The sequence below is a fragment of the Mesobacillus subterraneus genome (assembly GCF_020524355.2).
Classification (GTDB): Bacteria; Bacillota; Bacilli; order Bacillales; family Cytobacillaceae; genus Mesobacillus; species Mesobacillus subterraneus_C.
Genome location: NZ_CP129019.1, coordinates 3,489,341 through 3,512,920 on the forward strand (window position 1 = coordinate 3,489,341; position 23,580 = coordinate 3,512,920).

23 protein-coding genes and 2 pseudogenes are annotated in these 23,580 nt (G+C 39.7%); 2 read left to right on the forward strand and 23 right to left on the reverse strand.

What is annotated here, in order from left to right; translation table 11 throughout:
- Nucleotides 1-336 precede the first annotated feature (336 nt).
- Entirely contained in the window at nucleotides 337-1,389 is a 1,053-nt protein-coding gene (locus tag LC048_RS18195; protein ID WP_306048350.1) for a M20 family metallopeptidase, read from the forward strand.
- A 35-nt stretch (nucleotides 1,390-1,424) separates the two neighbouring features.
- Here LC048_RS18195 and LC048_RS18200 read toward each other — a convergent pair whose 3' ends face one another.
- From LC048_RS18200 to LC048_RS18305, 23 genes and pseudogenes are all read right to left on the reverse strand, one after another.
- Nucleotides 1,425-1,994, reverse strand: coding sequence for a hypothetical protein (locus LC048_RS18200; protein WP_306048351.1), 570 nt, complete (start codon nucleotides 1,992-1,994; stop codon nucleotides 1,425-1,427).
- The gene (locus LC048_RS18205) at nucleotides 1,966-2,604 is read right to left on the reverse strand and encodes a hypothetical protein (protein WP_306048353.1); all 639 of its coding nucleotides are present in this window, start codon (nucleotides 2,602-2,604) and stop codon (nucleotides 1,966-1,968) included. The genes LC048_RS18200 and LC048_RS18205 overlap by 29 nt, the downstream gene beginning before the upstream one ends.
- 131 nt (nucleotides 2,605-2,735) lie before the next feature.
- Nucleotides 2,736-3,926 (reverse strand): HD-GYP domain-containing protein, encoded by a 1,191-nt coding sequence (locus LC048_RS18210; RefSeq protein ID WP_226602487.1) that lies wholly within the window; start codon nucleotides 3,924-3,926, stop codon nucleotides 2,736-2,738.
- A gap of 203 nt (nucleotides 3,927-4,129) precedes the next feature.
- A complete protein-coding gene (locus LC048_RS18215) occupies nucleotides 4,130-5,362 on the reverse strand; it encodes an ATP-binding protein (RefSeq protein ID WP_226602485.1) in 1,233 nt (410 codons plus the stop codon).
- A 174-nt stretch (nucleotides 5,363-5,536) separates the two neighbouring features.
- The gene (locus tag LC048_RS18220; RefSeq protein WP_226602484.1) at nucleotides 5,537-5,893 is read right to left on the reverse strand and encodes an SCP2 sterol-binding domain-containing protein; all 357 of its coding nucleotides are present in this window, start codon (nucleotides 5,891-5,893) and stop codon (nucleotides 5,537-5,539) included.
- 114 nt (nucleotides 5,894-6,007) lie between these two features.
- Nucleotides 6,008-6,697, reverse strand: coding sequence for an ABC transporter permease (locus LC048_RS18225; protein ID WP_306048356.1), 690 nt, complete (start codon nucleotides 6,695-6,697; stop codon nucleotides 6,008-6,010).
- A complete protein-coding gene (locus LC048_RS18230) occupies nucleotides 6,645-6,800 on the reverse strand; it encodes a hypothetical protein (RefSeq protein ID WP_306048358.1) in 156 nt (51 codons plus the stop codon). Before LC048_RS18230 ends, LC048_RS18225 begins: the two co-directional genes overlap by 53 nt.
- Before the next feature lie 11 nt (nucleotides 6,801-6,811).
- Nucleotides 6,812-7,600 (reverse strand): ABC transporter permease, encoded by a 789-nt coding sequence (locus LC048_RS18235; RefSeq protein WP_226602481.1) that lies wholly within the window; start codon nucleotides 7,598-7,600, stop codon nucleotides 6,812-6,814.
- On the reverse strand, nucleotides 7,575-8,600 hold the full coding sequence (locus LC048_RS18240) for an ABC transporter ATP-binding protein (RefSeq protein WP_306048360.1): 1,026 nt from the start codon (nucleotides 8,598-8,600) through the stop codon (nucleotides 7,575-7,577). The genes LC048_RS18235 and LC048_RS18240 overlap by 26 nt, the downstream gene beginning before the upstream one ends.
- 264 nt (nucleotides 8,601-8,864) lie before the next feature.
- On the reverse strand, nucleotides 8,865-9,983 hold the full coding sequence (locus tag LC048_RS18245; protein WP_226602479.1) for a glycosyl hydrolase family 8: 1,119 nt from the start codon (nucleotides 9,981-9,983) through the stop codon (nucleotides 8,865-8,867).
- Nucleotides 9,984-10,004: 21 nt separating this feature from the next.
- Nucleotides 10,005-11,262 (reverse strand): annotated as a pseudogene (locus tag LC048_RS18250) (glycosyltransferase family 2 protein).
- Complete coding sequence (locus tag LC048_RS18255; protein ID WP_306048362.1) at nucleotides 11,255-13,015, reverse strand: polysaccharide deacetylase family protein; 1,761 nt, start codon at nucleotides 13,013-13,015, stop codon at nucleotides 11,255-11,257. The pseudogene LC048_RS18250 and the gene LC048_RS18255 overlap by 8 nt, the downstream one beginning before the upstream one ends.
- Before the next feature lie 271 nt (nucleotides 13,016-13,286).
- Complete coding sequence (locus LC048_RS25270; protein ID WP_443137081.1) at nucleotides 13,287-13,838, reverse strand: STAS domain-containing protein; 552 nt, start codon at nucleotides 13,836-13,838, stop codon at nucleotides 13,287-13,289.
- Nucleotides 13,812-14,828: pseudogene (locus tag LC048_RS18260) on the reverse strand (SulP family inorganic anion transporter); the annotation flags it as partial. The pseudogene LC048_RS18260 and the gene LC048_RS25270, both read right to left, overlap by 27 nt.
- Before the next feature lie 105 nt (nucleotides 14,829-14,933).
- A complete protein-coding gene (locus LC048_RS18265; RefSeq protein WP_226602472.1) occupies nucleotides 14,934-15,230 on the reverse strand; it encodes a DUF5658 family protein in 297 nt (98 codons plus the stop codon).
- A 72-nt stretch (nucleotides 15,231-15,302) separates the two neighbouring features.
- A complete protein-coding gene (locus LC048_RS18270; protein ID WP_226602470.1) occupies nucleotides 15,303-16,019 on the reverse strand; it encodes an LPXTG cell wall anchor domain-containing protein in 717 nt (238 codons plus the stop codon).
- A 103-nt stretch (nucleotides 16,020-16,122) separates the two neighbouring features.
- Nucleotides 16,123-16,923 carry a TasA family protein gene (locus tag LC048_RS18275; RefSeq protein WP_226602469.1) on the reverse strand — a complete coding sequence of 267 codons (801 nt, stop codon included), beginning with the start codon at nucleotides 16,921-16,923 and terminating at the stop codon, nucleotides 16,123-16,125.
- An 80-nt stretch (nucleotides 16,924-17,003) separates the two neighbouring features.
- Nucleotides 17,004-17,576, reverse strand: a complete 573-nt coding sequence (gene sipW / locus LC048_RS18280) for a signal peptidase I SipW (protein WP_306048366.1) — start codon at nucleotides 17,574-17,576, stop codon at nucleotides 17,004-17,006.
- A gap of 26 nt (nucleotides 17,577-17,602) precedes the next feature.
- The gene (locus LC048_RS18285) at nucleotides 17,603-18,535 is read right to left on the reverse strand and encodes a fibronectin type III domain-containing protein (protein ID WP_306048368.1); all 933 of its coding nucleotides are present in this window, start codon (nucleotides 18,533-18,535) and stop codon (nucleotides 17,603-17,605) included.
- A gap of 388 nt (nucleotides 18,536-18,923) precedes the next feature.
- On the reverse strand, nucleotides 18,924-20,600 hold the full coding sequence (locus LC048_RS18290) for an acyl-CoA dehydrogenase family protein (protein ID WP_226602465.1): 1,677 nt from the start codon (nucleotides 20,598-20,600) through the stop codon (nucleotides 18,924-18,926).
- Nucleotides 20,597-20,962 carry a MerR family transcriptional regulator gene (locus LC048_RS18295; protein ID WP_226602464.1) on the reverse strand — a complete coding sequence of 122 codons (366 nt, stop codon included), beginning with the start codon at nucleotides 20,960-20,962 and terminating at the stop codon, nucleotides 20,597-20,599. The genes LC048_RS18290 and LC048_RS18295 overlap by 4 nt, the downstream gene beginning before the upstream one ends.
- Nucleotides 20,963-21,056: 94 nt before the next feature.
- Nucleotides 21,057-21,392, reverse strand: a complete 336-nt coding sequence (locus tag LC048_RS18300; RefSeq protein ID WP_371932075.1) for a M23 family metallopeptidase — start codon at nucleotides 21,390-21,392, stop codon at nucleotides 21,057-21,059.
- A 10-nt stretch (nucleotides 21,393-21,402) separates the two neighbouring features.
- Nucleotides 21,403-22,212: a murein hydrolase activator EnvC family protein gene (locus tag LC048_RS18305; protein ID WP_306048371.1), complete on the reverse strand. Its 810-nt coding sequence runs from the start codon at nucleotides 22,210-22,212 to the stop codon at nucleotides 21,403-21,405.
- 361 nt (nucleotides 22,213-22,573) lie between these two features.
- On the opposite strand from LC048_RS18305, the gene LC048_RS18310 reads away from it, so the two are divergent.
- Nucleotides 22,574-23,548, forward strand: a complete 975-nt coding sequence (locus tag LC048_RS18310) for an L-lactate dehydrogenase (protein ID WP_226602462.1) — start codon at nucleotides 22,574-22,576, stop codon at nucleotides 23,546-23,548.
- Nucleotides 23,549-23,580 lie beyond the last annotated feature (32 nt).

Consider the following 23,580-nt stretch of genomic DNA (forward strand, 5'->3'; position numbering starts at 1 on the left):
GTTTTTAAATATTGTAAATTTTTAAAATATAGTAATATTTATCTATAAAACTAGCTGTTTTTCTCATGAAACACTAAATCTCCAAATAAAACTGTATCATTCATCCTGTTTTCATCTCATATATTAGTGTAATTTAAACTATTTTAGTAAAGTTTTTCATTGGGAAAATTTCTTCGGGTTTCTAAATTTGATTCTAATGGACTAGTAATAAATAAAAGATTTATCAAAAATAATTAAGGATTTACTCTAAGTAAATTGGTACTATTTACATTAACGATTGAACTCAACTCCACGTGGTAATGTATTGTAGAACCTTTTTCAAGGAGTGTTTGAAAAATGAAGGAATTACTGAAGGAATTGATTCTGATTGACAGCTCCACGAAGGATGGTGCCAATCAGGCGGTAGAGTTTTGCAAACAATGGCTTATTGAGCATGAATTACAGCCAAATTTGATTGAAAACAATGGATATAAAATGCTGGTCTGCGAAATTGGTGAAGGAGATAAAACAATTGTTTTCAACGGCCATGTAGATGTTGTCAGCGGTAAAAAGGAGCAGTTCGTGCCCGTTGAAAAGAATGGCCGAATCTACGCACGGGGTGCGGCTGATATGAAAGCCGGCGTTGCTGCGATGATGGCCGCGATGAAAGAATTGCAGCATCAAAAACTCGGGGTGAAAATCCAGCTGCAGATTGTTTCCGACGAAGAGATCGGCGGCAAAAATTGTACTGGCTATCTTGTGGAAAATGAATATCGTGGAGATTTTGTCATCTCCTCTGAACCAACACAGCTCGGGATAGCTCTGCAAGCAAAAGGTGTTTTGAGGCTCGAGGTCGAGGTCAGCGGAAAGTCCGCCCATGGCAGCCGTCCTTGGGAGGGTGACAATGCGATTGTTAAAGCCTATCGAGTTTACGAGAAACTACTTGACTTGCCTTTTACTAAAGAAAGTTCAGAGTTTTATCAAGCACCATCAATTAATCTTGCCATCATCTCGGGTGGTGAAGTTTTTAACAAGGTACCTGATCATTGTGTCATGTCCATTGATATTCGCTATCTACCTGGACAAGACCCCGATTCGATTGTGAAGCAAATTGAAGGAATTTCAGATGGCAGGGTTACCGTCGGGCTGAAGGGAATTCCTGTGGCGACAAAACAGGATGATCCATTCATCGCACAGCTGAAACCAGTGTTGGAAAAACATATTGCTGGTGAAGCCGTGATCTTCTGCCAGCACGGTGCAGCAGATACCCAGTATTTCGCATCACACGGAATCCCAGCAGTCGAGTTCGGGCCAAGCGGCGGAAACTGGCATGGAGATGACGAATTTGTCGAGCTGGAATCGATTGAAAAGTATAAAGATATCCTAATAGATTACGTTAAAACCTATTAAAGCCTAAACGAAAAGACAGCCACCCGGCTGTCTTTTTAACTGCTTAAACGATATTTCTTTGACCAAGAATAGATCAATAATCCTAAAACCAAAACAATTTGCAGCAAAAAAACAACCGAATCCCATAGACGAATGCTCGTGATCGGCTCCAAAAATCCCGGCAGCATGATTTCATTCACAGCGAACATCATTTGAGGAATGTAGTAGTAAGCGGTTATGGCAAATGTGAGCAGGATGCCTGCAAGGTAAAAAACTGCATATCTGCGAACAATTTTCTCTTCTCCCGCGAATGTTTCTGTTTCAGGCACTCTTAGAAATGGCAGCCACTTCGATAGGAAGTTTCGACCGTTTTCCATTAGATTGTAGCAGCCTGTTTTGTTTTCTAGGACATAGTATAGATCCGTTTTCATGAACACCGCAGCCTGAAAGATGAGGCGGATAAATGTGTTCAGTACGACCAATTTCAATACACCCATTGTCAGGCTATTTTCGGTCATAAAGATCTGAGATCCCAAAGCCAAGCACAAAATAACGATATCAAAATACATCCCAGCAAGGAATAGCTTATTCCGCTTTTCAGCAGGCAGTTTCCAAACCTGTGACATATCCGTCTCCAACACGACAAAAAAAAAGACGATTCCCTACTTCTATCTTCGCCGGCAAACCTTCAGACCGGACCGCAAGCACATGCCCAAATTCGTGCAGGATTACAAGGAAGAAGCTAATTACAATTAAGGCCAGGACATTTTGGAACATCAGGTCAAACACAAATAGGTCCGAATAGCGCGGGAATAAGTCTGGTTTAATCAGGATCAAACCTACGCTTGCTAATAGGAGAAGGAAGTACAACTTTGAACTGATGGAGTTGAAGAAGAAGCTGCCAAGAATTTGTGGAATCCAGGTGAAGCCAGAGTGCAATTTGGTTGCAGGGTTCCTAGGAATTACTTCACCATCAATCTCACTTACCAATCCCAGTTTCAAGAGTTGGTCTACAAAATCTACAAGATCAATATCTTCTTTGGGATACTTAATAATTAAGGACTTTTCAATTTCTCCTAGCGGTATTCCATTGTTGATAGACTCGATTGCAACAATGCAAGCTTCCGGCATTTCGTAAAATTCAGCGTTGGCTACATCCTCAACAATATAGTGAGATGTGTCTTTGCTAATATTCAGGGAATGTAATAACACGTGAGTCTCATGTGTTATATTCATAAAACCACACCTTAATTTAAGTAATAATAAGGGATGTAGTGTTTACCACATACATCCCCTCCCTAATATTAATTACGGTCTGATCAAGCACCACCAGCAGGTAGTTTTGATTTTTTTCAACTTTCGAATTTTCATGATGTCACCTCCTTTCTTATTGAAAACTCTTGAGAAGGAGGAGTATTTGCCCATTCATAATTTTCATGAAAGATGATCCACTCCGAAAAAATCTTTTTAAATTGCTCAACAAGTTCGGGATCAAATTGAGTTCCCTTTCCCTCAATAATCCGTTTATAAGCTTCCTCTACTGGCAAGGCAGCGCGATAGGACCTAGATGAAGTCATAGCATCAAAAGCATCTGCAATCGATACAATTCTAGCTATATACGGAATTTCATTCCCTTTCAATTGATCCGGATAGCCTTTACCATCCCATCTCTCATGATGATATTTTACTATTTCTATGTTTTTCCCTAGCCCACTTACTTTTTCTATTGCTTTTGCCCCAACTCGAGGATGAGTTTTGATAATCTCAAACTCTTCCTTATTTAGTTTACCTGGTTTCATAAGAATAGAATCTGGAATATTTACCTTTCCAATGTCGTGCAATAAACAGGCATAGTTAAATGAATTTAATTCTTCGTAAGTAAACATTCCCGTTTCTCGGGCTAAAGAATTTGCGTAATAAGCGACCCTTTCACTATGACCTCTTGTATAAGGGTCTTTTAGTTCAATGGTTGCAATTACACCTTTGACAATCCCCTCGAGCTGATAGTCGTATGATTTTTTGATAGCATTTACATAACTTTGGAACCTTCTAAGTAAAATGTAAGCTATCCCACTTAGAACAATTATCAAAGTCACTGGCAACAAAGCTTGAATGGATTGTAACATTACTCCAAAGAATATATATTTAGTAACAAGCCCAGTCGTTACAACCCAGAAAAATCGAGTATTTACAAAAAAAGGTGAGAACAAAACTAGTAATATCTCTACTGCATTTCCACTTTGGTATTCAAGACTATCCCGTGAAAATATTAATGATTCGTTGATTATAGAGATTATGATATATCCAATTACAAAGAAATATTTTACTAAATATAATTTATCTCTTTTCATTAAATAAAATGAAATGGGCAACAATAAACCAAGACATATGTACATCCAAATATTAATTTCTCTAGGAAGAGTTAAATCGATATTCTTATAGATTGTATGATAAAAGATTTCATAAAAAGCATATATAAAATAAAAAAGTGCTAGAAACCATTTAACTGCTCGTTGTTCCTCATTAATAAGAGTTGGATCATTTTTTTGTCTATACATAAATTATACCCCGCGAATCTCTGATTCTTTCGTTTACATTCTTATCGCCTAAAAGAGATGAATTTTAATAGATTAAAGGTAAATCTATAAAATACAGGTCTTTATATCTATTTATTTTCGCCAATAATCGACACCTTTCCCTATTATAAACCAAAAGGACTATTCTAAGAATAGTCCTTTTGGTTTATTTCTATATTTTAGCTTTACTCATAAATAGGTAACGTTACCGTCACTGTAGTTCCGTTATCAAGTTCACTCTCAATAATTAATCTACCGCCATGCTCTTCAATAATTTTTTTAGTAACCATCAAACCTAAGCCATTACCATTTTCCTTGGTTGTATAAAATGGTTCACCTAGCTTCTGTAATTTAGCTGGATCAATACCACAGCCTTCATCGCGTATGGAAACAATCGCAAATCCATCCTCACTTTCAGATGTAACTTTTACTGTTCCTCCATCTGGCATTGATTCCATCGCATTCTTGATTAAATTAATGAATACCTGCTTTAGTTGATTCTCATCACAAAGTAAACCAGGTGCATCAATTAAATCCATGTCGATATTAATATTCATTCTATCGGCATGCGTTTCAATAACGACGAGAACATACTCAATGATGTTCCTCAGGTTTCTAGTGTTTTTTTCGGCCGTATTAGGCCTACCTAATATTAAGAGGTTCGTTACGATAGAATTGATTCTATCGATTTCACTTAACATAATAGGGTAATAGTGATCATCCTCTTTGTCTTTCTCCTGCTGAAGCTGTGTGAAGCCTTTTAGTGACGATAAAGGGTTTCTAATCTCATGGGCAATTGCCGTGGCCATTTGACCAATAACAGCTAATTTTTCCTTTTGCCTTAAGTCTTCATGGATAGCCGTTATCGCGGTTATATATGATTGAAATCTAGATAACAACACCCAGGTTATTGATGAGATAAAAATAATAAGAGCAATCGGGAAAATTACATTGTTTGAGTGGAACAAGAATCCGTCGAGAAGATATTTTAGAAATAACCCAATCGAAGCCACCATGAAGAAACGCTTATCTACAAAGATAGGCGAGAATAAAATAAAATACACCTCAAGAATATGTCCGCCAGTAAATTCCTTATCATTTCCCCAAAAGATCAAGGCATTATTAATAAAATCGAGCAACATGAAACTAAAAATATACATGTACTTAATTTTTTCTGGTGTGCCTTTTTTTATAAAATATATAGCTACAGGGAGCAATAAGAGGAGAAGGAAGTGCATTACAAAACCCATGCTACCATCAGGGAAACCAACTACAGCTCCCTCACCACCATACTGTGGTATAAAAAAATAATAGGCCAGATCATAGGCAAATAATATGATATAAAAAGCCCACAAAAAGAACTTAACTGCTTTTACTTCTTCATATATTAAAACCGAATTTTTTTTGAGTGGATCCATACGAATCTCCCTTAATTTTTAAACTTGATAGCCTTATTATATCAGGATGTGTCACATCTTGTTACTTTTTGTCTCATTGCTCAATAATTTTTCAATAAATATTTTTTATGGTTGGAAAGGAAATTTTTATGGAATGCAAAATGGACCAGGCAATGATATGCCTGATCCATTTCTCTATGCAGTTTCGCTTAGATTGTATTCGTTGAGGATTCCTTCGAGCTTGAGTGCGAGTCCCATGCTGCCCTGGATTTTAAGCTTTCCTGTCATAAATGCGGCAGTGCCGTTGAGTTTACCCATAATCATTTTCTTGAAGTTTTTGTCTGAAAGCTTCAAAGTGCAATCTGGTGTTGTCTCTGTTCCTTCAACAACTTTGGCAGTGCCATTTGTGATCAACAACTGGAATGTTCCGGTGTCATCACCTGTGATTTCATATTGATAGACCGTATTCATGCCTTGAATCGGCTCAGGCCTTTCTTTCATGACTCTTTCGATTTCCTGCCATACTTCTCTGACCGATTGATTTTCCAACATCTTCGACACCCCTATCCACCTATTTATTTCCATCATACCCGACCATTGTCCTAATAGGCAATCTAATAGGAACATATTATCTGATAATTCCCTATATTTCTAGTTACTTTTAACTTAACTTCCTGTACTTGCGAATGCTTTCAGACCTCTGTTCCAAAAGGCATAAGCTAAAGCACAGCAGACAATCGCAGCCACAGGAGTCCAAAGAGCGAATTCCTTGTAGCCGGGCTTATCGATAAAATACGCTGCCGGATAGAATGCCGTGAAACCATAAGGAATGATCCATGTCAGGAACATTCGAATTCCCTTATGATAGATTGTCAGCGGATATCTGGCAAAATCGCTCAGGTTGAAGACAGCCCATACTATCGGAAGACTGTCGATCATCCAGAAACTGAATGTCGCGAAAAATAAGTTGATCGCCACGAAAATTAATCCGGATGAAATGATCATGATGACCAGCATCGCAATTTCCACCGCTCCCCAAACTAAATCAAGCTGTGGAATTGCTGTTCCTAATATGATCAGACCAATAATCAGTTGGCCGAACCCATCCTGATGCAGCCGGTCCGCCACGACATGAAACAATGGATTGACCGGCCTAATCAGCAAACGGTCGAGCTTTCCTGGCCGGATATACTGCCAGCCAAGCGTCCATAAATTATCAAAGAAAATCTGATGGATCGAACGGCCTGTAGCCGCGATACCATAGATAAACAATATCTCGTAAAACGACCAGCCATTGATCTGCTCAATGTGGTCGAACACCACTTTTACAAAAAAAGATCGAAGCGAATTGCTCAAGCATGACGGAAGCGACACCAATCAAAAAGTCAATCCGGTATTCCATCATCACCTTCATATGGCTCTTCGCAAACTCCCAATATAATCTCGTATAACGACGCATACAATCGCCTCCTAACCTCCGAAAATCGTAATCTGTTTAATGGCTTGCGACCAGATTACTCTTACCAAAACATATAATGACACCAGCCAGAATAGCTGAACTCCAAGTGCCATATAAGCGTCCGTCCCGCTGATGAGGCCAGAATAAATCGAAACCGGCAGATAGACCATCGCCTGGAACGGCAGGAATTCGGTGACCGTTCTAAGCCAATCAGGAAATAGCGTAATAGGCACGAGTGCGCCTGAGAAAAATGTAATCAACGATTCTTTCAATACCCTCACTCCCCAGACATTGACCGTCCAGAACGCAAGCACACCAACAAGGAAATCGAAGAATGTACCGATCCAGATTCCCACGAGCGCACTTACTACGAAAAGCAATATGGTCTCGGGTGATTTTGGGAAGCTTATATCCATAAAAAAGTAAGCTATCAACACCATTGGTATTGTTCCCTGTATCAAATACAGAATTTTCCCGCCAATATCCACCGCAAACATTTTAAAAATCATATCGTAAGGACGCATTAGCTCTATCGCGACCTGTCCGTCCTTGATATTCTCCGCAAGCTCATTGCCGACACCGCCGACAAATCCCTGCAGCAGCATCGCAATGACAATATACGTCAGCATTGTTTCAAGATTGATGTTCTGAATGGTGGTCTGGTTCGCATAAACCGCCTGCCAAAAGAAGTAAATAATCAATAACCGTATCACCGAAGAAACGGTACCAGCCCAGTACCACGCTGAATAGGCAGTATTCTCCTGCATCCGCCCTTTAGCTATTTGCCAATATTTCCTCATGCTCTCCCCCCTGTTCCTGCTTGTTGTACAGCTCCTCTACAATCGTCTCAATCTTTGGGTCCGCTATATTCAAATCGCCAATTTCATACATGCCCATCATTTCCGAGATGACGAACGAGCTTTTAACCGCTTCATGGTCAAACGACAAGCTGACCTTCGTTTCTTCCTCGTTCGGTAAAATATCTACGGATCCATTGAGTGAAGCTGGCAATACGAATCTTTCTTTATCTGCCAGTTCGAAATGGATCACGCGCTTTTGCCCGAATTGCTTTTTAATTTGCTCAAGTCCTCCATCGTACAGAATTGCACCGCCATCAATGATGATGATCCTGTCGCATATCTCCTCAATATCCTGCATGTCATGTGTAGTCAGCAGCACTGTTGTGCCCCAGCGCTGATTCATTTCTTTAATAAACTTACGAATCTTTACTTTTACCGCAATATCAAGACCGATCGTGGGCTCATCCAAGTAAACAACCTTAGGTCTGTGAAGGAAGACCGCCGCCAGCTCACAGCGCATTTTCTGCCCAAGCGAAAGCTGTCTGACAGGAATACCGAGAAGCGGCTCAAGGTTCAAGACTTCTGTGAACATCTCGACCGTCTCCTGATACTCCCGCTCAGGAATCTCGTAAATATGTTTTAAAAGATTATAAGATTCACGAACCGGGATATCCCAGAACAGCTGTGTTCGCTGTCCAAAGACCGCTCCAATGTTCACCGCGTTTTTCTGGCGATTTTCATATGGTACCAATCCATTTACCGTCACCTTCCCTGAAGTAGGTGTCAGGATCCCAGTCAGCATCTTGATCGTCGTCGACTTACCGGCACCATTCGCGCCAATATAGCCAACCGTCTCACCCTGTTCAATCGTAAAATTAATCCCCTTCACCGCATGCTTCGTCTCATATTTCCGTTTAAAAAGTGACTTAATGGCTCCCTTAAGACCAGGGTCCCGCTTCACCAATTTATATTCCTTTTTTAAGTTTTTAACTGTAATCATACTATCACTCTCCAAGAACATACATTCGATTTTTAGGCACAAAAAAACCACAGACATCCCAGTCCGTGGTTTAGCTATTATTTAAGATGACAAAAATAAGCGCTACTACACACAATATAGGCAGGCCGAAGGTAAAACATATGAAATTGATTTAGATGCTTGATTACGATCAATCATTTCGACTGCCTCCTTAGGTTATTTGAATACTTTCATATTGTACCTTTGAAAGAAAATTTTGGCAATACATTTTTCTATGTTCTTTTTTTAGTCGATTAAACCTTGGTTTCTTAACTTCCTTTCAGCTATCATAGGGAGCAGATTATCAAAAATATGTGTATTTTGATCATGAATGGAATAACCGCCGTAGTGCTTGCTCCAGGGATTGTCTACTTTAAATTGGATCAACCTGTCATACAATTTAACAGCAAACTCTGATTCACCGTTCTCCAGTAAAAATAAAATGACGAGCGCATAGAGTGCAGGCGACTCGTATACAACAGACGGCTCAGCAAGCTTCCGGTTATACTTCCCAAACAGTTTCCCATGCTTTGCAAATTCTTTTTCAAGAAAATGGATATACGTATGTTCCTCCATACCGAGTCTAGTGCGGTTAAGGGCAACCAGCACCTGATCAATCATATTCACCTCTTCATCAAATAAGTACATATATTCATCAATGTTAAAGGACTTTGCGTAAAACCCGTTTTTGGAAGGTGCCTTGGCAAGGATACGTATCATTTGCTGATTGATGTTTTGATCTAAAAAGTTATATTTGCTCATAGAAAGCAATGCTTTTGTATCAATAAATGACAAGGTCACTGTGTCACTTTTCGCGTCCAATTCATTGTCATAATAATCGACTATTCGATTATCTTTGATTGCGTGGGCTTCGATATATCCTGATATAAGTCTGCTGGTTCTTAAATAAGTTTTAGTCCCCCACATTTCGTACGCTTGAATTAATGAATCAATAATCCTTAAGTCGTCAACTGTTGCATTTGTTGATACATTTGAAATGCCATTCTTATCTAATTTCCAATATATGAACCCTTTATCGTTCATAAAATACCTGATTAACAGATAATATTGCTTCTTGAATAACAAGGGATCATTCTTTTCAAGTGCATATTGCATCATAATCCCCAATGTTTCCGAAAGCGCTTCTCGACCACTTACCAAATCCACATCTTCGGTTGAACCTTCCTGTAGATATGTGGCCAATGTATGATTGTCATTTGTCATCAATCTGTTTATAAAATCTTCTGTAGGATGATTGGATTTTTCTGCATGAAACATCGAAACACCCCATCCTGTAAAAAATAAAAATCCCAATACAATCACTGTTATATTCAATGGATTGATTCTCTTTTTTAATGGTTTCATATCAATTCACTTCTTTATCCATTAAGCAGATTGTTTATATCGTTGCGTCTTATACCATTTAACCTCTTGTTTAAATAGCATCCGCTTGCTTTCTAAAAATAAAGAGGAAATGACTAGAAGCAGCCAGATTTGAGAGTAAGTAAAATACATTAGGATAATCACAAAGAAGTTTTTTAACGTCAGTTGACCCTTTTCGATGCTTAATGCAAGGGATACTTCTGAGAGATAGAGAAGAAAAGCAAGGATGAACAGCGCTGTAGATGCACCGCCTGCAGAGAGTTGAACATCTGTGAAGAAGTTCAGAACAAAGATGATGTCAGAAACAAGCACCCCGAACAGGAACAAAAAATAAGTAAACAGAAAATAACACAAATCAAGAAGAACTTTTTTGTTTTTCACTTTCGATAAATCAAAGAGATATTTTGAAATGACATATTGATTGCCGCGAGCCCATCTCGTTCTTTGTTTCCACCAGACCCTCCATGTTTCTGGCTCCTGCTCCCAAGTGATCGCAGCGGGGAAAAAAACGGATATAATAACCCAGGTTGTATACCCGAAAGCTTAATTCAGTATCCTCGGACAACGCTTTTTCATCCCATCCGCCAAGCTTCTCCAAAATCGAGCGTCTGATGGCAAAGTTCGTACCTGGGATTGTAGCGAGTTTAAACCAAAACCAGCGGCCGCCCTGAGCCAGCCATTGAAATGTGATTGTTTCAATATTTATGAACCTTGTCAGAATGTTTTTGGTTGCATTGATAACACGGAATTTACCTACTGTGGCACCTGCTTTAGGGTCATTTTGCAATCCCATTACAAGGTAGTGGACTGAATTGGGTTCTGGCGTGTTGTCCGCATCATAGACGACAATCACTTCTCCTGTAGAATTTTCCAGACCTTGGTTTAAGGCACCTGACTTCCCTTTCCCCGCATATGGAGGCTTCGTGTGAACAACCTTTAAAAATGAATTCTCTCTTGCGTATGAATCAGCGATTTCACCTGTTCTATCTGATGAATTATCATTAATAACGATTACTTCTAGTTTTTCTTTCGGGTATTTAAGCTTCAGCATGGCTTTAATTGTGTTTTCTATCACAACCTCTTCATTATGTGCTGGTATTAATACGCTGACTTTAGGAAGTATATAAAGGTTCCCCTCCCATTCTTTTGCTGTTTTTCTGTATCTCATAAAGTGGGAGTGTCCTCCCTTCATTAAAAACATATGATAAATCAACATGAACCAGATTAGAAAGAGTGAAAAATAAAATAATAAGTTACTCATCAAATTCCCCTCCTCCATTTCTGGCTCTCCTGATATTCAGCCTGATTGCATAATAGGTAAACATCATAACCATCAGGCCTGCGGCCGCGACAATCATCCACAAAGTAGAATTAACAGCTGATTTCACATGAGGTTTATAGTAATTGGGCGAACTTTTCAAAAGGCCGAAATAATTGATCGATAGCTCTACATCATTATCGACACCTGCTGTGAGGGAAATATTATCGACTCCTACATAATTGTTCATTTTTGCTAAATCAATCCAAGAAAGGTTTGGAATTTTTTCTAGTTGTTCCATTAAATCTTTGAAACGTTCTACTCCCAAATATGGATGATAAAACCCAGCAACATACCCATCCCTGACAATCAGCTGATCTTTCGCTGCCTCGATCATCTCTTCGATTGCATGGGGATTATCTGGTTCCACATAACCAATTGTTTCAGGCAACAGTTTCATACCATGTAAAAAGCTTGGATAGGATACATAAGGTGAAGCAGCCATGATTCTCCAATCCCTGTCTCCCAGCTGAAGTTGACCAATATAAGTTGAAAAGTGGTCAGCTAAAATTTCATAACCACTTTGCGACATTGTGTAATGAGGAGCCTCAAATGCTAACGGATATAATCCTAACCCCACCATTTCCTGTATGGCACTGTTAACTTTGGATTTAATATAGTCCGTTTCAAACGCCTTTTGTTTTCCGAGGTGTTCCAAGTAGGCTTTTTCGCTGTCAAAATCGGATCTTTTTTTTACGATAGGTGTCTCGTTTGCTGGTACGGTGATTGGCATATTGGCATCCACATCCCAAAACTCAAAACCTTCACCCGTTTCATCATCCTTATATTGATGAGTGTAGCCATGCACGATGATGCTTCCGCCATTTTTCTGCATAAATTTCAAAGCATCCAATACTTCTGGATAATCTGTAAATCTGGATTCCTCACCTGTCTCCGGGTCACGATAAACAGGTATTACCGACACAATGTAAGGAATGTTTTTCTTTTTAAGGATGACAGCTATTTCTTTTAACACATATGGATCAGTTAATGGATGGATATCCTCTAATCTTAAATATGCTGGATTTTCTCTTTCATGATCAGCATTGAAAACATCATGCAGAACCTCGCCAAGATAAACGGAAAATAATGAATCAATGCGATCAGAGGAAAAAAAATAATTATTTTCGTTTCTAATGAATAATGGATAGGTTTTACCCCTTCCCATTCCTTTTACCAACACCTCGGTGCTCGCATTATGAGTGATGGCTGTGATTACCCGCATATCCTCCATTTTTCTAATTTTATTTCCTTTGACCAGAACTAATTGATTAATAGCCGCTGGTTGATGCTGCTTAAAGAATCCAAATCTCTTGCCAAGCTGCTCCTTATTATGGCTAATTGCCATGACAGTCCCAGGAAAGCTGTCAATCGATTCTGCTAAAGAATCTGGGAGCACATCCGCCGTTTCTCCATAATAAATTAATGTTGATGCTTTATTTAAATCAGTTTCTGTTAAGTCCTTTGCATTTTTCATTATCAGATTGCTTGAAAAATGACTAACTAGCATATCCAAAAGCCTTTGATTTTCAGTAATCTGTCCAGATTCAGTTGAATAGATAATTACTGTTTTATTATCTTCGCGAGGGTCACCATCAGATTCAGCCTTAACAGAGACAGTTAATGCAGAGCTAATGAGAAGAACTAGGGCGATTGTTTTCATCCTGTTATTAAGCCAAAACTGATAAATCCACATAAGATTGCACTCCTCTAATATATTTTGTTCTATAAAAAGAACATATATAAATATTATTAAGAACACAATGTGGATAACTGGCGAAATTCTAGAGTTTTTAATTGATTTCCTCATATTTCCTTTAAATTGCTTCCTAACTCACATTATCTCGTTCTTTAAAAAGAATAACATGTGCAATTTTAAGAACAAAAAAACTCCTGCAAAAAGGATGCAGAAGTTTTATATGATTTCTTATATTTTTAGAAGCTACTAATCTTATTATTTAAAACACTTAAGTAGCTAGTAGTTTTGCATTGATTTCCTTGTTGCTTTTGTACTCCAGAATATCTTCCAGAGTTTCATAATGACCAGCAGGACCAAACTTTTGAAATATATTCATCTTCCTTAGAATGCCTCCAAGATCCAAATCATTTCCGACGAGATAAAGCTTTTGTCCTCGTTCGTCCAATTGATCTCTCAGTTGGAGCAAAAGCAAGGCACCTGAAGCATCTACAACAGTAACTTTTTCTAAATCAATAACGATTTCTGGACTGCCATCCGAAATAATCGTTTTGGCGATCAGTTCGGTCACACCAAAATAAAGTGGACCCTCCAGGGTATATACCTTTAGGTCATGTTCCATTTTATAATAAATTTTAACGCCTTCTTCACTCATTCGTTTCATAAAAATCAGCGCACTCATCACGATTCCGACACCAACCGCAACCATCAGGTCAATGGCAACTGTTAAAACCATCGTCACCAGCATGACTGCTGCATCGGTACGAGGCTCATCTTTGAGGATTTTCAAACTGTTATAATCGAACATTGTGATACCCGTCATAATCAAAATCCCTGCAAGGACTGCGAGTGGAATTTCTTCTGCTAGCGGGCTAAAAACAAGCATGAACAACAATAGGGCAACGCTGTGCACCATTGCCGATAACACAGTCTGCCCGCCGCTTCGCAAGTTGACAACAGAACGAACAGTCGCACCCGCCCCAGGCATTGCACCAAACAAACCTGCAAAAGTATTACCAATCCCCTGGCCAATTAACTCCTTATTGCTCTTATGCTTAGTACCTGTCATATTGTCCATGACAACTGAAGTTAGCAATGAGTCAATCGATCCAAGAACGGCGATACTTAACGCTGCCGGAATCAATTGGATGATGACGCCCAAGTCAGCAATTGGCATGTGAAGTTGTGGCAAGCCTTTTGGAATCTCGCCAATTCTCTCTGCCGTGTCAAAGAAAATGAAGTCGTTTATAAATGGCAGTGTAAAATGAACGGCAGGAACCACTTTTTCCAGCAGGATTACTGCCAGTGTACCTAAGATTAGCGCCATCAAGCTGGGCGGTATGACCTTGATCCATTTCATCGCTACCAGCATAAAAACAATCGTCAACACCACGACTAAAAAGCTGCCCGTCACATACTGCAGCTGCCCCATGATAATGATGATGGCAATTCCATTCATAAAGCCGCTGACGACCGGCAACGGAATGAACTTTAAATAATTGCCTGCTTTAAGTAGTCCAAAAACAATCTGAAATATACCGCCCATAAACGCGGCAATAAACGCATACTCCAGCCCCTGGGCCGCTACAATCCCAGTAAAGATAATCGTGATTGGCCCAGTCGGACCCGTCACCTGCCCCTTCGTCCCGCCAAACAAAGCCGCAAAAAAACCAGTGATGATGGCACCATACAAACCAATGATGGCCCCATCCGAATTACCCGTCGCCTGCATCCCAAAAGCCAACGCAAGCGGCAGCGCCACAACCGAAACCGTAATCCCGGCTAAAAGCTCACGCTTCAGGGTTTGAAACATGTGAATGCGCCTTCTTTCTTATGTGGTTATAAGAAAATTATACGCCTTGAAAAAAGATTTTTGAATATCGTTAGGTATGAAGAGGTGAAAGTTTGAAGAACATGATCAAAAAACTTGGACAAGCCAGTAGCCATGCATGAAGAAAACAGCCGTATATGATGCAGCGGCAAATACTGCTACACTTTTAACCAAGGAGGAACCAGGAACTTTCTTAAGCAGGATGAATAATAGAAGGATGATCGAGAGGGTCAACTTGGTGATAAAAAACAATAAAGGATTAAGCTCATAAACCGCAGCCATGAGTGGGTTCATTTCGGAGATCAATTCAAATCTAAGCCCAATCCAGGTGACAACAGCATCAAAGAAATTAATTATTATCAGATAATAAAAGAGACCCGTCACTGAATTCACCTCAAGTTCTTGATCTTGCCTCGAAAAATATTAAGGCCATGAAGCATCTACTCCAGGCTTTAATCAGTGGTCTCGGCGGCTTCGTCTGCGATTGAGGAAAAGGAGAACACTTCCTCCACCCAACAGGACTCCGCCAACAAGAAGTAAATTGTAATTATTTGTACCTGTATTTGGAAGACGGTTAACATCCTTAGGAATTACAACTACATCTTTTACATCAGGCGTTTGTGTATTTGGGTCGTCTGGAGTTACTCCAGGCGGCTCCTCACATCCTTCTTGGGATGGATCTTCTTCACAGCTCGGTCGAGTATTAGTAAGCCCCTCAGCATAAAAAATAATCTCAGCCTCAGCAGCAGAACCCTGGAACTCATTCCCCAGCTCATAAGGCATGGTAACCTGGAAAAATAAAGTCTCTTGCGTCCCACTGGATAGAACCCTGGGACTTAGTCCTTTGAAATCCTTTAGCTTGCCGTCGAAGAGAACATAGTTTTCTTTTTTGACAAGTAGCAAAAGTTCCTCGAACAGACCCTTGTAAGACTTCGTTTCAACAACCTGGGCAGTGTATTTGAAGTCTTGTTTGCCATCGTTTTTGATGACTAGATCACGTGGCATCCAGTCACCGGGTTTGATGTTTGAGACATTAAATAAATAGCCATTTGGAATGGTGTTGATGTCGAGTTCTTTTTCTTCCGCACTTACATTTGTTAATAAGAAAACAAGAAAGAAACCGATAAATATTAATATTCCCAAGTTCTTTAAAAGACTCTTTCTATAACCCATTTCTAACCTCACCTATAGATCATTTTTTATAGGTATTCAGAAAAGACTTTTAGTAAAGGCAAGGTAGTTTCTACCTTGCCTCTGTATATCTATACTGGATTTATCAGTCCTCTACATCAGTTGAATGTACAGGTGTTCCTTTAGTTCTTGGATTTGGCATAGTTGATCCATCAGCAGAGTTTTGAACACCGTTATTTACTTCACCATTGCCATGGTTTGTATCAACATGTACTCCATCCCACTGAGTTGCTTCCAAATCAAAGTATACGTTTACAGAATCGTTCATAAATTTATTTTGTACATATTCACCATTGGCTTTTTTAGTTAGATTATTCTTAAATGTAATTTGAATGAAAACATCATCCTTATCGTCTGGATCTACAGGAATACCAATTCTTCCATCAGTACCCCCAGCAATTGATGCCAAGTTAATCTTCCCATCTTTCACATGGGCCGGAGCAATATCTGTTACATCACCATTCACAAGATCAGCTAATGTGAAGTCTCCTGTAACTACATCTTGTCTTGGTTGCCATTGGGTTGTTTCAGAATCCACTTTCATGAAGTCTACTTCAAACTGAGCTAAGAAATCATCTCGACTAGAATCGCCATTTCCATTGAAGTTAGCTGCACGTCCACTCATTAGAACTTCTTTAATAGCAAGAGTACCAACATTGTCTAATGTGAAAATACGTTGAATGTTATCACCAGGCTTCAGATTCGATAAGTCAAAGTTGATAGGCTTATTATGACTTTTTCCTACCTGAAGATTTAACGTCCCAGCAGCAAAGTGATTGTTAATTGTTGCTGTATCATTGAATGCTGCCCAAGTTCCTCCACCTACTAGTGATAATCCTAGTGCTGCTGATGCTACGCCTAATCCTAATTTCTTTTTTACTGACATTAGTATTTCCTCCTCATTTTTTCCTCGTTTAAGAGGTATGTAATTTTATATATTGAATCCCTTTAGGGATTGCAACCAAATTAAGCTGTCTTTTCTTCACTATTAGAAGTTTTTGCATCAATCTCTTTTAGCGCTGACCAAATTGTGATTCCTGAGTAACCTAACAGCAGGATACCTGGAAGAATCAGCATGATGGCTATACCCTTACTTGACTTAGCGAAATCTATAAAATATCCAAAGTAAGGAATTGTGACATCAGTATATTTAGCTACAACATTTTGAGATAGTACTAGTTGAGAATCGAAATCTTCGTTGTTATCACCTTTCGTTTGGTACATCACTTGATCTGTTTGTTTAATTACATCTGTAACTCTATGAGTTACTAGATTCCCATCTTGCTGCATATAGGTGATAACATCACCCTTCTTTAAGGCTGTTGGATCCTCAACTGGTTTAACTGCTATAATTGAACCTGTTTTAAAGGTTGGTTCCATTGATCCTGATAATACTGTTTTCAACTGATAGCCCAAAAACTGTGGCTCTCCACCGGATGCTTTGGATGATATGACAACAAAAACCATGAAGATCAGCAGCAGGAACAATATGGTCGTTACAAGACTACTAAATATATTGAGGACTTTTTTAGCATTCATAGATATCAACCTTTCATCTTTGACTGTTATTTATGCCAAGTAACTTCGATAGGTAATCCTGGTGATTCATTTCCGGAAGTATCTACAGTTGTTACTTTATATATGTGGTTCTTATCAGTAACCTGTTCTGTGTACATATTTGTCTTTAGATTGTCTGCAATTAACTCGTTATCTCTGTAAATTCTTATATGGCTAAAATCTTGATTTGCTGGTGTTACCCAATAAAACTCAACTTTACCGCTGTTCCCAATTTCTGACGCCTGTGCATTCGTTACTTCATCCGGGGGCTGTTTGTCTTCTTCCGTTTTTTTTGTTTCCTCTTCTGGAACATTTATATCTTCTTCTGGTTCTGTTGATTTCTCTTCAGATTTTGGCTTTTCAGTTTCCTCTACAGAACTTGTAGTAGCTTCAAAAATAGCCGTTCCGAGATTTTCACCCTTTTTATTCACTTCTACAATGTAATAAGTATATTTCGTATTCGGTGATAACCCTGCATCTTCAAACTGACCATTTGTGATATTTTCTGAAATTGGAGCAGGCTCTTGATCTCTGTATATCTTAATAGACTTAAATTTATTGTCATTAGGATTAGTCCAAGTTAATGTGATAGTGTTGCTGGTCTGGGAAATTTTTATATTGGTTATCTTGCTGCCTTCTGAACAAGGGGCACTGGTATGATCACCGCAAGATTCGCGATTGTGACCAGGATTATCTTCATCCTCTCCCTTTTCAGAATCACAGTCATCTCCAGCTTCACAGCCATTACCTAAACCTGCATTATCTTTACAGTACTGATGATGCTCTTTTGCCCAATCTGGATCTGCACAATAGTTCTCTGCAGCGCCTATCTTTTCGCTGATTGTTTCTACATCGTTAAAATAAGCTCCGGTATCTGCTGAAAGGTAAGAACCTGAAAGAATCAATAAATACCATAGGGCTACAATCTTGGCTGCAATCAAGAGCCCTCTACCTTTTTTCTTAAACTTTCTCAATCTGCCGTATCGAATTGTTCTTCCCTCCCAACCAGACATATGTTTTGTGATACTGATCGTATGTATTATATTGAGAACGAAGTTGGTGATTATCTTCCTCACTTTTATCAACTTCCTTAGAGAACTTTTTGTTCTTTTTAACGAACTTTATATTGAGAGTATATTCCAACAAACTAGTTTTGAAAAACTTCAAATCCGGCTATTTTTTCTTAATAACGCACATTATTCTTTCGTTATCTCTTTATATCTCTAGTTTTCTTACTATTTTGTAATTTAAAAAGAACATTTCGTTATATATATAGAACGAAAATTAATATAGAAAACGCCTCCTTCATTAGGAGACGCTTTGGTATGGTTATTTTACCAAGGATTTTTCTTGTGGTAAGGATTCGTTAACAATTTCATGAAAATAATTCACTGTCTTTAACTGATCGATGAATTCATGTCCAGATTTCCAACTTTCTTCTATATAAATTTCCATAACCTTCTCTGCCCGCTCATCTCCACCTGCGGCATATTCCAACGCATTCACACTCTCAAAGACTTTCACCATCAATTCCGCTGCCCGCTTTGAGTGAAATGTCTTATGATCATGAGATGCTGTCTGCAGTGACTCTAGCAGTTTCTCGAGCTGTTCTATTCCCCCGCGCACTTGGTTAACATTCTCTCCCTCCATCCCAGCAATTCGCTCATTCATCTCCTCCAAAAATAATTCCCCAGCATTAAACTTCTCCATCAACCGCAATACTTCAAGTCCGAGGATATTGGCTGTCCCTTCCCACACGGTCAACACCTGCGCATCCCTCAATAACCTCGGGGTGACAAAGTCTTCGATATATCCATTCCCACCGTGCATTTCGATGGCTTCGTGTGCAAAGTGGACAGCTTGTTCTGCAGTTTCTTTTTTGAGTAGGGCAATGTAGAGTCGATTCAATACGATATCTTTTTCGCTTACTCCTGGTTCATTCCTCATGACTTTTTCGAACAGTGGAAGATACTTAAACACGGTTCGGGTTTCGACTTCTAGTTTTACAGCCATTTTAACCAATGAGTCTTTGATCATTGGAAAATCGGCGAGTTTCTTGCCGAAGGCGTCCCTCTTCAGTGCGTATTCCCTTGCTTCGCGGTAGGCTCGGCGCATGATGCCGAGTGAGGCGACGGTGTTGCAGACGCGGGAGAGGTTCAGTGCTTCCATCATGTAATAGAAGCCTTTTGCTGGATCTCCTACGACAAATGCTTCTGCTCCGTCGAACTCGACTTCGGCGGATGGGACTGCCTTTACACCCAGTTTGTCTTTTAATCTACGAATCTTGATGCCGTTCAGTTTTCCGTCTTCTTTGCGCCACGGAACGGCGAACAAAGTCAGGCCTTTTGTGCCGGATGGTGTTCCTTCTTTTCTTGCTAAAACCATCGCAACTCCGCACATTCCTGCATTAGAGGCGAAGTATTTTTCACCAAAAAGTTGGTAGCCCTCCTTCGTCTGAACTGCCTTCACCACATTTGCGCCGACGTCGGATCCACCCTGGCGTTCGGTCAGGAAGGTTGCGCCTTCGTATAATGTTGTTTCTCCTGTTGATATAACATGAGGCAGGAATTTTCCTTTTACTTCTGGAGATGCGTACTGGTCCAATAAATAAGCGGTGGCCATTGTCAGAGTGACGGGACAGTAAAAGCCGGCCTCGGTTTGAGACAGCAGATAACCCTGTGCGTAAGAATAGATATAATTCCCGCGACGCCCCAATTCGGGAATATCCTTATGAACATAACCAACAATCCCGGTATTATAAGAGTCCTCGACTGTTTTCCTGTATCCGTCATTCACCCATACTTCGGAGATATCCTCGCCATAGGCATCGAATTTAATCAGCTTTGGCTGTCCTTCGCGGTCGGTGAACCTGGCTCGCTGGTCGATTTCGTTGGCGCATTTTTCTCCAAAGTCGTGCAGTTCCCTTTCTGCGTACGCAAAAAATTCTTCATCCAATAACCCCTTCAACAATCCACGAAACTGCGGTTCTTCCTGGTAAAAATTCATTCATTTAGCCTCCCTTTAAATTCAGTCATCAGTCTTTCGATTTCTTCTTTGATTTCAACTAGTTCGGCTATTCTTTCATTCACTTCAACGAGCTTCTCTTCCCCATACTTGATTGTTCGCTTCAGCTGCTTTTCTCCAGTGCGATCCTCATCGAATAGCAAAACCATTTCCTTAATCTCCTCGAGCGAAAAACCGAACCTTTTTCCGCGAAGAACGAGTTTTAGCCTTGCTAAGTCGCTGCCAGAATAAATGCGTCGACCGCCTTCTGTACGGGATGGTTTTAATAAACCAAGCTCTTCATAGTAGCGAATCGTCCTTGTTGTAACTCCAAACTCCTCGGCCAAATCAGAAATCGAATACATTCACAAAACCTCTTTTAAACAGAATAATCAGTAAATTAATTATACCATTGACGTTAACGTAAAGAGCAAGCCAGATTCCCAAAGGAAACCTGGCTTATTTTTTCACATATTGCAGCGGATTGACGCTGTTTGATTTTTCATAGTTCCACTTGCCTTCATGGATTTCAAAGTGGAGATGTTTGCCCCTGCTGTCACCTGTGTTGCCCATGTAGCCGAGTACCTCGCCTTTACTGATGGACTGCCCGGTTGTGACTGTACTTTTTTCCAAGTGGGCATAAAGGGTGGTGAATGTCTTGTCGTTGATTTTGTGTGTGATCAAGACGCAATTTCCATATGTAGCAGAATAATAAGAGCGGATGACGGTTCCAGAAGCAGCAGCAACAACGACGGCATCCGGGGATTCGTCAGCGATATCTATCCCGGCATGCAGCCGGCCCCATCTAGGCCCCGTAACCTGAAGTCAGTTCGCCTTCGGCTGGCATGATAAACACATTCTCAGGTTTGTCGGAATGATACTCTACTCTCTGGTTTTCTTTTAAAATCGCAATCTCCTGGGATGCGAGATTGACATAGATTTCATACATGTCCATGAGCTCGGATTTGTTAGTCTGTTTCTCTTTCTGAATTGAATCAAGCAATTCTTGCTTTTCATCGGTTTTTTTTTGCAGCTCATCTTTTAACGATTGCATTTCCTGGTGGTCATTTTCTAATGAAATTTTTTTCCTCTGCAAATCTTGTTCTTGGTTCTTCAATGCTTGCTGATCAGCATGATGTTTCGCCAACAAGTCTTTGTCAGCTTTAATGATTGTGCTTATGACAGTCGCTGTATCGAAAAGTTGTGAGAGGCTCTTGGAGTCGAATATCAAATCCACATACATGCTCAATCCGTTCTGGGACTGCATGGTTCGCAGGCGTTCTTTGATAAGCTGTTCACGATGTGAGATTCTGCCACTTAGATTATTGATTTGTTTTTTCATTTCAGCGATCGTTTTTTCAGAGGCATTAAGGGCATTGTTGAGATTACGAACTTTCTGGTTAACCTCAGCCACTTCATCATCCAATGACTTTAACTCTGCAAGGTAACTTTGTTCATCTTTACCCAGTGCTTCAATGTGGCTTTCCTTTTCTAAAACGTCTTGCTTGAGATCCAATCGCTTGTCCCTTATTTCTAATAGTTCGTTCGCTGCAGCAGGCTGTCCCACTATCATTACAATCCCAATCGCAAGCATTAAACTCCCAGTTTTTTTCACGTTCAGGGGCCCCTTTTCAATCTCTTCCTATCAACAAGTATACCTTCCTCTATCTACTAAACCTGTCGACTCTTGTATTCTCTATGAATATTTTAGATCTGAGTCATTATTTTTCTGATATAACGTAATTTTTAATTTTTGTACACAACTCATTCATTTTTTAGCCATTTTTTATACATATTGATAACGTTTACAAGTGTTGTACGGTGATAATATTCGTTTTACAATAAGAATGTGAAATAAATCACAAAACTAACTTAGAAAAAAAATAATTAAAGGATGATCTTATTTTTTTCAACACCAATGTGAAGTTATTCACAAATAATGAGATTACCTTACTAACCCCAAGGAGTTGACCATCATGCAACAGCATATTAGAAAAGTGGCGATTATCGGAACAGGATTGGTTGGATCAAGTGCAGCATACTCCATCCTTAACCAGGGAATCTGTGACGAATTAATCATGGTTGATATAAATAAAGAAAGAGCAATCGGTGAATCATTGGATCTATCTCATTGCATTGATTTTACAAATACAAGAACGAAAGTCCATGCTGGAACTTATCAGGATTTGGGTGATGTTGACATCGTTGTCATCACGGCTGGTCCACCGCCGAAACCAGGACAGACTCGTCTCGATACACTGGGAATCGGTGCTAAAATCATGGAGGATATGATTCCGCAGATCATGGCGAGCGGTTTTAATGGCATCTTCCTGATCGCCTCAAACCCAGTTGATATCATCACATACCATGTGTGGAAGCTGTCAGGCTTACCAAGAAACCGTGTAATTGGAACGGGTACTTCCCTTGATTCTTCAAGACTGAAAACCTATTTATCTGAAATTCTCGATGTTGACCCGCGCAGTATTTACGGTTACACAATGGGTGAGCACGGTGATTCGCAATTCGCTGCATGGTCTCATATCTCCGTCGGTGGCAAGCCTCTTTTAGAAATTTTAGACGAGCGAAAAACACAGCTTGGCGATATCGATTTAGATCAAATTGTTGAAGATGTTAAAAAAGTAGGCTTTGAAATCCTGAAGAGAAAAGGGACAACTTATTATGGCATTGGGAATGCGATTGCCTTTATCACGAAATCCATTTTCAATGATGACCACCGAATCATTGCCCTCTCTTGTGTATTAGATGGAGAGTACGGTGAAACGGAACTTTGCATTGGTGTTCCTGCCATTATTACGAGGGAAGGAATCAAAGAAGTCGTCGAACTCAGATTAACAGAAGAGGAACAGCGCAAATTCAGGAATTCAACTGCTGTGCTTCGTGACTACATGTCTAGCATTGGCTATGAAGAAAAGTTATTAGCAACCATTTAAGCATAAACATACTACTAAGAAAGAAGGCGCAT

Excerpts from the sequence above, each read along its gene's own strand:
- LC048_RS18195 (WP_306048350.1), top strand. The coding sequence starts at position 337 with ATGAAGGAATTACTGAAGGAATTGATTCTGATTGACAGCTCCACGAAG.
- LC048_RS18200 (WP_306048351.1), bottom strand. The coding sequence starts at position 1,994 with ATGTCACAGGTTTGGAAACTGCCTGCTGAAAAGCGGAATAAGCTATTC.
- LC048_RS18205 (WP_306048353.1), bottom strand. The coding sequence starts at position 2,604 with ATGAATATAACACATGAGACTCACGTGTTATTACATTCCCTGAATATT.
- LC048_RS18210 (WP_226602487.1), bottom strand. The coding sequence starts at position 3,926 with ATGTATAGACAAAAAAATGATCCAACTCTTATTAATGAGGAACAACGA.
- LC048_RS18215 (WP_226602485.1), bottom strand. The coding sequence starts at position 5,362 with ATGGATCCACTCAAAAAAAATTCGGTTTTAATATATGAAGAAGTAAAA.
- LC048_RS18220 (WP_226602484.1), bottom strand. The coding sequence starts at position 5,893 with ATGTTGGAAAATCAATCGGTCAGAGAAGTATGGCAGGAAATCGAAAGA.
- LC048_RS18230 (WP_306048358.1), bottom strand. The coding sequence starts at position 6,800 with ATGCGTCGTTATACGAGATTATATTGGGAGTTTGCGAAGAGCCATATG.
- LC048_RS18235 (WP_226602481.1), bottom strand. The coding sequence starts at position 7,600 with ATGAGGAAATATTGGCAAATAGCTAAAGGGCGGATGCAGGAGAATACT.
- LC048_RS18240 (WP_306048360.1), bottom strand. The coding sequence starts at position 8,600 with ATGATTACAGTTAAAAACTTAAAAAAGGAATATAAATTGGTGAAGCGG.
- LC048_RS18245 (WP_226602479.1), bottom strand. The coding sequence starts at position 9,983 with ATGAAACCATTAAAAAAGAGAATCAATCCATTGAATATAACAGTGATT.
- LC048_RS18255 (WP_306048362.1), bottom strand. The coding sequence starts at position 13,015 with ATGTGGATTTATCAGTTTTGGCTTAATAACAGGATGAAAACAATCGCC.
- LC048_RS25270 (WP_443137081.1), bottom strand. The coding sequence starts at position 13,838 with ATGACGGGTATCACAATGTTCGATTATAACAGTTTGAAAATCCTCAAA.
- LC048_RS18270 (WP_226602470.1), bottom strand. The coding sequence starts at position 16,019 with ATGGGTTATAGAAAGAGTCTTTTAAAGAACTTGGGAATATTAATATTT.
- LC048_RS18275 (WP_226602469.1), bottom strand. The coding sequence starts at position 16,923 with ATGTCAGTAAAAAAGAAATTAGGATTAGGCGTAGCATCAGCAGCACTA.
- sipW (WP_306048366.1), bottom strand. The coding sequence starts at position 17,576 with ATGAATGCTAAAAAAGTCCTCAATATATTTAGTAGTCTTGTAACGACC.
- LC048_RS18290 (WP_226602465.1), bottom strand. The coding sequence starts at position 20,600 with ATGAATTTTTACCAGGAAGAACCGCAGTTTCGTGGATTGTTGAAGGGG.
- LC048_RS18295 (WP_226602464.1), bottom strand. The coding sequence starts at position 20,962 with ATGTATTCGATTTCTGATTTGGCCGAGGAGTTTGGAGTTACAACAAGG.
- LC048_RS18310 (WP_226602462.1), top strand. The coding sequence starts at position 22,574 with ATGCAACAGCATATTAGAAAAGTGGCGATTATCGGAACAGGATTGGTT.